This is a genomic window from Candidatus Eisenbacteria bacterium (genome assembly GCA_030017955.1).
In the GTDB taxonomy this organism is placed as follows: domain Bacteria; phylum Eisenbacteria; class RBG-16-71-46; order JASEGR01; family JASEGR01; genus JASEGR01.
In genome coordinates, this window is the sequence record JASEGR010000103.1 from 1 (window position 1) to 8033 (window position 8033).

Sequence of the window (8033 nt, forward strand, 5' to 3'; positions counted from 1 at the left end):
GCATCCTGGCCAAAGTCACCAAATGTAAAGAAGCGTTAGACGCACTACACTAGCAGATGTCGCTCAAGCACATAAATGCCTTACTGTGGAGTGCCGCGATATTCTTTCTTGCGGGGCTTGCCCAATGCACTCCAGTTACGGTCCAGATCGTAAGAAGTGACGGCCTTCAAGCCTACGAGGATGCCAATTCCGGCCTCCGGAAGGTTTTGCGGGAGAACCTGAGGGACATCCAATTCCAGGACCACATTCTTGGATCCGAACAGAGCGAGAACGAGAAAATCCTCTCGCAGGTTCAAAAGCGTTCTTCTGTAATCCTGACCATAGGGACTGAGGCAACCCAGTTGGTTAGCAGCAGGATCAAAGACCGCCCCGTCGTGTTTTGCATGGTATTGGGTCCCGCCAAGAGCGGGCTGGTGAAAAGCCTGGAGTCTTCTGGAAACAATCTGAGCGGAGCCTCCCTGGATATCCCAGTCAAGATGCAATTTGAGAAATTCAAGACCCTGGTTCCAGACCTGAGAAACCTGGGTGTGCTGTGCACCGCGGAGACCGAAAGCCGGGTCAGGAGCGCAGAACCGATTGCCAGGAGTTTGGGCATCACCCTGATTTCAGTGAAGGTCTCATCAGAAAAGGAAATCCCACAGGCGCTCGAGTGGCTGAAAGGACAAACCGAAGGATTGTGGGCGTTACCGGATGCAGCAATCTTCACCCCGTCTTCTACGGAACAGCTTCTGCTCTTCACATTGAGAAACGGCGTTCCATTCATGGGGCTTTCTTCCGCATATGTCAGAGCAGGGGCTCTTTTCTCCTTGGACTGCGACTACGCAGATATTGGAAGACAGGCGGGAGAGATCGCCCTGTCGGTGCTTTCCGGCAAAAGTCCGTCTCAGATCCCGATTGCCAGACCGCGAAAGGTGCTTGTCTCGCTGAATGAGAAAACAGCCAAGCGAATAGGACTCAAGATTCCGGCACCTGTCCTCAGGTCAGCCGATTCGGTCGTGCGATGAGGAGACAGTCTGTGAGATTTGGTCTCAAATTCAAGTTCATCGTCAGTTTCTCGGTCTTGATCATTCTCACTTCTGCCGTTCTAAGCGGATTTCTAATTCGGAAACAGACCGAGCTAATTAGAAACAAGCTGGAAGACAAGGGAAGATATCTCGCAAAAAATTTGGCTTCTTCCAGTGAGTACGGAGTTCTTGTTGAGGACACCCCGTTGCTCCGCAGGCTTCTTGACAGCGTATCTGCAGATGAAGATGTCGCCCACATTGCGGTTCTCAACAAAGGTGGTAAGCTGCTCGCCAGCGTGGATAAGAGAGTTTTGCCTCATCAATCCCCGTCCGGCCAGAGCCGCCAATTCTGGCTCCCTGTGACTTCCGTCAAGACAATAGGTTCCGCTGAGGAAGTGGTCCTTGGAGCTGGGATGTCCCAGCGCGATAACAGGGCCAGGCAAATGGTCGAAGAAATTGGCACGGTCAAAGTCTGGATTACCACCGCAAGGATGGCCGAGCAAATCGGAGACATGAAAAGAGTGGTGTTTCTCATTACACTGCAAATAGTCTGTCTAGGAATTCTTCTGGTCTTTCTGTTGGTGAAGATAGTCATGAGCCCGCTGGAAAGGCTGGTTGAGGCAACGAAAAGAATCTCTGTCGGTGATTTTTCCTCTGAAGTGGTGGTCAAACAAAAAGACGAGCTCGGACAACTTGCGGCCGCGTTCAACCTTATGACCCGCAACCTCAAGAAATTGATCGATGAGATTAAAGACTATAACCGCAATCTTGAGAAAAAAGTCGAACAAAGAACGAAAAAGCTTAAGGAAACTCAGGCAATTCTGGTTCAATCAGAAAAACTCTCAGCCGTTGGTCAACTTACCTCCGGTGTTGCCCATGAGCTTAACAACCCGCTTTCCGCTGTCATCGGGTTTTCTCAACTGGCGCTGGGCACAGATACCGGTCCCCCAATATCAAGATACCTTGAGAGAATACATATGGAGGCTGAGCGCTGTGCCAGGATAGTCAACAATCTTCTGACTTTTTCGCGAAAGTCCAAACCCGAACGAAAGCCGATTGACATAAACAGCATCATAGAAAGCACCCTTGACCTTGTGAGCTACCAGTTGAGGGTCAACAAGGTTAAGGCCACGACTGAGCTTGACTACAATCTTCCGATGACAGTAGGGGATCCTCACCAACTGCAGCAAGTTTTTCTCAACATCATAACCAATGCGTCCCAGGCTATGTCCGGGTGCTCAAAGGAAGGCAGCCTTCTCGTGAAGACTGCAAGAAGAGACGATACGATTCTGATAGTGATTGCAGATACCGGCCCGGGCATCCCAGAAGAAAATCTTGGCAAGGTCTTTGATCCTTTCTTCACTACCAAGGAAGCAGGCGAAGGGACCGGCTTGGGGTTGAGCATTTGCTATGGAATAGTCAAGGAACATCAAGGAAATATCTCTGCCGCATCTCAATCAGGGCAAGGTGCCACTCTTCTCGTGGAGCTTCCGATTGTTGAAACTAAGCCAATCGCGGAAACAAAGGAGAAACCCCAGAGAGAGGCGGCCTCGGCTCCAACTGCCAGCATCCTGGTGGTCGACGATGAAGAGGGCATCCTGGATTTGCTTAATGACTTTCTGGGCGCGAAAGGATATGAGGTGGATACTGTCAGTTCCGGCGAAAAGGCCCTGGAAAAGTTGAGAGCAAGGACATACGACCTCATTATGTGCGATATGAAGATGCCCAATATGAGCGGTCAGGAGCTCCATTCCGAGATCAAGATGATCCTGCCAGAGCTGTCAAAGAGGATGATCTTCCTCACGGGAGATACGGTGAATCCCGAAACTGAGTCTTTCGTGAGGCGGGCCGGCAACAAATGCATTGCCAAACCGTTTGATCTGGAAGAACTCCTGTCATTCGTCCAGGACTTCCTGGTTTCTCAGTCCGCGTGCCAGCCAAGTTGAGCGGTTCTGCTTCCAGGTTTCCGGTGCACAGGTTTTCCAAAAAATAGTGACAGTCACCTATTTTTGATGCACGGCTATCGCGCTCCAATTCGCGGACACGTCACCTAATTCCGATCGTCCTCTCCGGCTATTGACGGCGATTGCCTCACAACGATACAATTCTTCCTGCGCATAAGCAGGGACAACACAAGCCAAAAATCTGAAGATTGTCACACTTGCAGGAAAGAGAGTTCCAGTCTCCCGGACAGGAAGGAGCGATGCGCTCCGATAGTTCATCAGAGGAATCTAAGGAGTTTGAAATGTCGTTTGCTGAAGGTAATGGAAAAATAGAAGTCAATGAAGAGGGTTTCCTGGTCAACCAGGAAGAGTGGACCAAGGGGATTGCAGAACTCCTGGCCAGAAATGAGGAGGGAATAGAATCTTTGACTGAAGACCATTGGGCTGTCATCAACTATATCCGGAGCTATTACCAGGAAAACAAATTGGCGCCCATGGTCCGCAAGCTCTGCCAGAACACAGGGTTTCAGTTGAAATACATCTACAAATTGTTCCCCTCCGGGCCTGCCAAAGGAGCCTGCAAGGTCGCGGGACTGCCCAAACCTGATGGCTGTGTTTAGAAAGAAAGGTCCTTCATACTCTCATTGCTAAGATTAGCCGCTACTGCTTCCCTCGTTTTCTCAGTCGTTTTTCTTTCCATGGAGATCCTGAAAACCTTCTCATTCGGGAAAAAGCGTCTCTATGCTGAACCTCGTGCCGACGGGAGAAAGGGTGTTCTCTTTGCCTTTGGCCTGGGGATGATGCCGTGGGAAAAAGAAAGTGCATCCAAGCATCTTCCCACTTACACGGGCGGAATCGTTTATCACGCCGGAATCTTTGCGGGGTTCTTCTGTCTTCTTTCTGTCATCGTACCTTTTGGCTTGCCCCAGCCTCTTGTTGCTGTCTTCCGGATTCTGTTTGTTCTGAGTCTCTTGAGCGGTCTTGCTCTTCTTGCCAGGAGAATCATTGCTCCTGCCCTGAAAGCAATAAGTTGTCCGGATGATTTTGCTTCGAATATCCTCGTTGATCTATTTCTGCTTTCTGCATTCTTGAACACATTGTCAGCAGGTGTCTCGGCTCTATTTTTGATTCTTTCGATCGTCATGCTTCTCTATATTCCGTTTGGAAAAATCCGCCACTGTTTCTTCTTTTTCTATGTGAAAGTCCTATTCGGCCTTTTCTTCGGAAGGAGAGGAGTGCTGCCACCGGAGACACGGGGCTTGAAGCATGGATGACGCGCGCGGCAAGAAAGACCCTCTCGAAGAAAGAATCGAGGCGCTGAGCTCAGACGACCTGAGACGAGCCCTCAGCGTCTTTGAAGAGAAGATTCATTCTGCGTACGCGGCCTATCTCAATTCCTGTGTGCATTGTGGCCTCTGTGCCGATTCATGCCACTATTACCTGGTTGATAAAGACGTGCATTCACTTCCCGCATACAAACTCAATCTTGTCGTGTCCGTTTTCAAGAGATACTTTGATTTTGCGGGAAAGAAATTTCCGGGCTGGGTGGGTGCCGAGGAACTCGATCAAGCAATGGTGAAAGAATGGGTGGACACTCTCTTCGGACGATGCTCGCTCTGCGGCCGCTGCTTCTTGAACTGCTCGATGGGCTTGAACATTCCTTATCTCATCCGGACAGCCAGGAGTGCCCTGGCTGTTTTGGATCTTGTTCCCCCCGGCCTTGACTCCACAGTCGCCACAGCCATTGAAAAAGGGAATAACATGGGCATCGCCGAAAAGGATTGGATTGAGACCGTCCAGTGGCTGGAAGAAGAGCTTCAGAAAGAGGTCAATGACAAGGACGCGAAGCTTCCCATGGACAAGAAAGGCGCAAAGCTTCTCTACACCGTCAATCCACGCGAGCCAATGTTTTTCCCATTGTCCATTGTAGCTGTCGGCAAGATATTCTGTGCCGCCAGCGAAAGCTGGACTCTGCCCAGCGAGGGTTATGACGTAACAAACTATGCCCTTTACAGCGGAGATGATGAAAGCGCGGGAATCATTTCAGAACGGCTCATTCAATCCATGGAGAAACTGGGTTGTCAGACATTAGTCCTTGGAGAATGCGGCCACGGCTTCAATTCCAACAGATGGGAAGGCCCGGAATGGTTGAGCAAGAAATATCCATTCGAGGTCAAAAGCATTCTCGAAGTTGTGGCTGACTATATCCGCCAGGGCCGGATCAAACTGGATTCGTCACTCAACCAGGAACCAATTACTCTTCACGATCCCTGCAACCTCGTTCGCCTTGGAGGAATCGTCGAGGAGCAGAGATATATCCTGAAGCATTCTGCTGCTCAGTTTGTTGAGATGTATCCGAACCGGGAGAAGAATTTCTGCTGTGGAGGAGGGGGCGGCCAACTAGCCATGACCCGCTTCAGCCAAAGACGCCTTGATGCGGGCAAGACCAAAGCTGAGCAGATAAGAAAAACCGGAGCCAAGATGGTTGCAACCCCCTGCCACAACTGCATCGATCAACTCATGGAGCTCAACAAGCACTACAAGCTTGGTGTCGAGATAAAAACTGTCTGCGAAATTGCCGCGAACGCCCTGGTTCTTGACAGAGGTAAGTAAGAGTTTAGAAGATTGAACGCGGATTTATGAATAAAGAAGAGGTTCGTGCAGAACAAACGCATGAGCCACGTTCTAGTCAGGACAGTAATAGCCCCAACGGAATAGCCCAGACCTTTTCGCCGAGCCTTACTGGTTCAGCGCCATTGTATGCAAGAATCGCTGCTACACACTGAGGCGTCGCTGCAAGGAATGTCCTGAGACCGGCAAGGTCGCGCTCCACCCATCTACTCGCCGCTTTGACTTCTATGGCGATGCACTTGTTTCCAACTTCCAGAACGAAGTCAACCTCATATCGCCCTTGAACGTTCCAGAAGTGAAGTCTGGCTTCAGGCCATCGGGCATCTACCATTGATGAGAGATTCTGGGCCACATATGTCTCAAACATTGCACCCATGAGAGGCTCTCTTGACGCAGACTCAATTGAGTCCACGCCTGCAAGATAGGAGGCAAGTCCCGAATCGCTCATGTACACCTTGGGAGACTTGATGAGCCTGGTTGCCTTGTTCCTCAAATATGGACTCAGACGATATATGATGAAAGAGGCCTCAAGAAGAGATAGGTAGCGGGATGTCGTCTGAACATTCAGCTTCGAGTCTCTGCCAATCTGGCTTAGACTCAGTATCTGTCCTGTTCTGAGGGCAGTCAGACGCAAGAGATGCCTGAATGCAATGGTGTTTCCGATCTGACTTAACTGTCTCACATCTCGTTCAAGATATGTCTGTTCATATCCTTTGAACCAGAGGAATCTATTCTTGATTTCCCCAAGACAAACCGTCGGCATTCCACCGATGAGAATTTCCTCCAACCCTATCTTGCCAGAACCTTCTCCTCTGGGGTTTTTCATTGACTCGAAGAAGCTCTGCAAGAAGGGTTTCCGTTTCGTACGCTGGACTAATTCTCTCCTGCTGAAAGGGTGGAGGACCAAGTAGACTGAACGCCCTGCGAGACTCTCGGAAATCCCCTTGAGAATGGCAAAGTTAGCTGAACCCGTGAGGAGGAACTGCCCCGGAGTTCTCTTCCTGTCCACCACTCTCTTGATTGCAGTCAGAATCTCGGGACATTTCTGAGCTTCATCAATTGCCAGAGGTTCATCAGTATGCACCAATCCTTCGGGGTCGAGCTTTGCAGCCTCGAGCTGGGCGAAATCGTCAAGGGTGACATAGCGCCTTCCTTTGAACCCTGGCTGCATGTGGAGGAATGTGGTTTTTCCCGTCTGTCGCATTCCCGTTATGATAACAACGGGCATTTCCTTCAATGCCTCTTGCACTGCTAAGGCAATATCGCGCTCTACGTACTCTGTCATATCTTCTCACACCATAGTGACATTATGACACGTTGTCAAGAGAAATCTGGAGAGCATCCTGAACTCTGCCACCTCCGCCATCATTCGGTCTGCGAAATTGCCGCGAACGCGCTAGTCCTTGATAGAGGTAAATAAGAGTAGGGAGAAGTTGCGCAGGTCAGTGAGATGCCGCTTCTTATTTGTTTCTTCTTGATTCTGCTATTTCTTTGACTCCCTGGATGGCAGTATCTATGTCCTTCTCCGTATTGAATGGGCCGATTCCAAAACGGACTGCTCCGTGAATCTTGTCTGTGCCAAGCTGCTCATGGACGAGCGGGGCGCAGTGGAGGCCGGTGCGGCAGGCAATGTTGTGATCCACATCCAGCATGGTCCCGGTGTTCATTGCCTCCAGGCCGTCAACGTTGAAAAGAAAGACACTGATGTGATTCATTAAGTCATCCTGGCAGTAAAGCGTGACTCCTTCAATATCCTTAAGGCCATCGCGGACCTTGTTCGTCAACTTCATCTCCTGTTCGTAAATCGTGTTGAGTCCCTTCTTCTTGATCCAGTTCAGCCCAGCGTAGAGCCCTGCCACGCCTAGGATGTTCAGAGTTCCGTATTCAAGGCGGTAAGGGTACTCCTCAAGATGCGTGCGAACGGCCGAACGCACTCCGGTTCCTCCTGCGCGTGTGAACCTTATGTCAATGCCCTCCCGGACATAGAGACCTCCGATGCCGGTCGGGCCAAGGAGCGCTTTGTGGCCCGTGAAGGCGACCACATCCACATTCTGGTCTTCGATGTCGATAGGAAGCTTTCCGGCAGATTGAGATGCGTCGATAACAAAGGGAACACCTCTCTCCTTGCAACGCCTTCCGATTTCTTCTATTGGCTGAATGGTGCCGATGACATTCGAAGCGTGGTTCACGACAACGAGCTTCGTATTCTTTCTAAATTTCTTGGGAAAATCGTCCGGGTCAACGAATCCTTTTCCATCAAAGGGAACGTAATCAAGCTCAACTCCACTGTATTTGGACAAGTGATAGAGCGGCCTCAGAACCGAATTGTGTTCGAGGTTTGTTGTGATCGCATGATCCCCTTCCTTGAGCAAGCCGGAAATGATGAGATTCAGGGCATCAGTGTTCAGCGACAATTAGAATTCCCGGTAACGACAATTAGAATTCCCGTTTGATT

Annotated in this window: 7 protein-coding genes; 5 read left to right on the top strand and 2 right to left on the bottom strand. The window is 50.2% G+C overall.

Annotation, left to right across the window (positions count from 1 at the left end):
* Positions 1 to 56: 56 nt before the first annotated feature.
* From QME66_12000 to QME66_12020, 5 genes are all read left to right on the top strand, one after another.
* Positions 57 to 1004 carry an ABC transporter substrate-binding protein gene (locus QME66_12000; protein MDI6809686.1) on the top strand — a complete coding sequence of 316 codons (948 nt, stop codon included), beginning with the start codon at positions 57 to 59 and terminating at the stop codon, positions 1002 to 1004.
* An 11-nt stretch (positions 1005 to 1015) separates the two neighbouring features.
* Complete coding sequence (locus tag QME66_12005) at positions 1016 to 2950, top strand: response regulator (protein MDI6809687.1); 1935 nt, start codon at positions 1016 to 1018, stop codon at positions 2948 to 2950.
* 299 nt (positions 2951 to 3249) lie between these two features.
* The gene (locus QME66_12010; GenBank protein ID MDI6809688.1) at positions 3250 to 3567 is read left to right on the top strand and encodes a TusE/DsrC/DsvC family sulfur relay protein; all 318 of its coding nucleotides are present in this window, start codon (positions 3250 to 3252) and stop codon (positions 3565 to 3567) included.
* A gap of 24 nt (positions 3568 to 3591) precedes the next feature.
* Positions 3592 to 4221, top strand: a complete 630-nt coding sequence (locus QME66_12015; protein ID MDI6809689.1) for a hypothetical protein — start codon at positions 3592 to 3594, stop codon at positions 4219 to 4221.
* The gene (locus tag QME66_12020) at positions 4214 to 5560 is read left to right on the top strand and encodes a (Fe-S)-binding protein (protein MDI6809690.1); all 1347 of its coding nucleotides are present in this window, start codon (positions 4214 to 4216) and stop codon (positions 5558 to 5560) included. Before QME66_12015 ends, QME66_12020 begins: the two co-directional genes overlap by 8 nt.
* A gap of 76 nt (positions 5561 to 5636) precedes the next feature.
* Here the strand turns inward: QME66_12020 and QME66_12025 are convergent, their stop codons facing one another.
* Positions 5637 to 6863: an ATP-binding protein gene (locus tag QME66_12025; protein MDI6809691.1), complete on the bottom strand. Its 1227-nt coding sequence runs from the start codon at positions 6861 to 6863 to the stop codon at positions 5637 to 5639.
* Positions 6864 to 7038: 175 nt separating this feature from the next.
* Positions 7039 to 7992, bottom strand: coding sequence for an aminotransferase class V-fold PLP-dependent enzyme (locus tag QME66_12030; GenBank protein ID MDI6809692.1), 954 nt, complete (start codon positions 7990 to 7992; stop codon positions 7039 to 7041).
* Between the last annotated feature and the right edge of the window lie 41 nt (positions 7993 to 8033).

Coding starts and splice junctions, on each gene's coding strand:
- QME66_12020 (MDI6809690.1), top strand. CDS start 4,214: ATGGATGACGCGCGCGGCAAGAAAGACCCTCTCGAAGAAAGAATCGAG.
- QME66_12010 (MDI6809688.1), top strand. CDS start 3,250: ATGTCGTTTGCTGAAGGTAATGGAAAAATAGAAGTCAATGAAGAGGGT.
- QME66_12000 (MDI6809686.1), top strand. CDS start 57: ATGTCGCTCAAGCACATAAATGCCTTACTGTGGAGTGCCGCGATATTC.
- QME66_12025 (MDI6809691.1), bottom strand. CDS start 6,863: ATGACAGAGTACGTAGAGCGCGATATTGCCTTAGCAGTGCAAGAGGCA.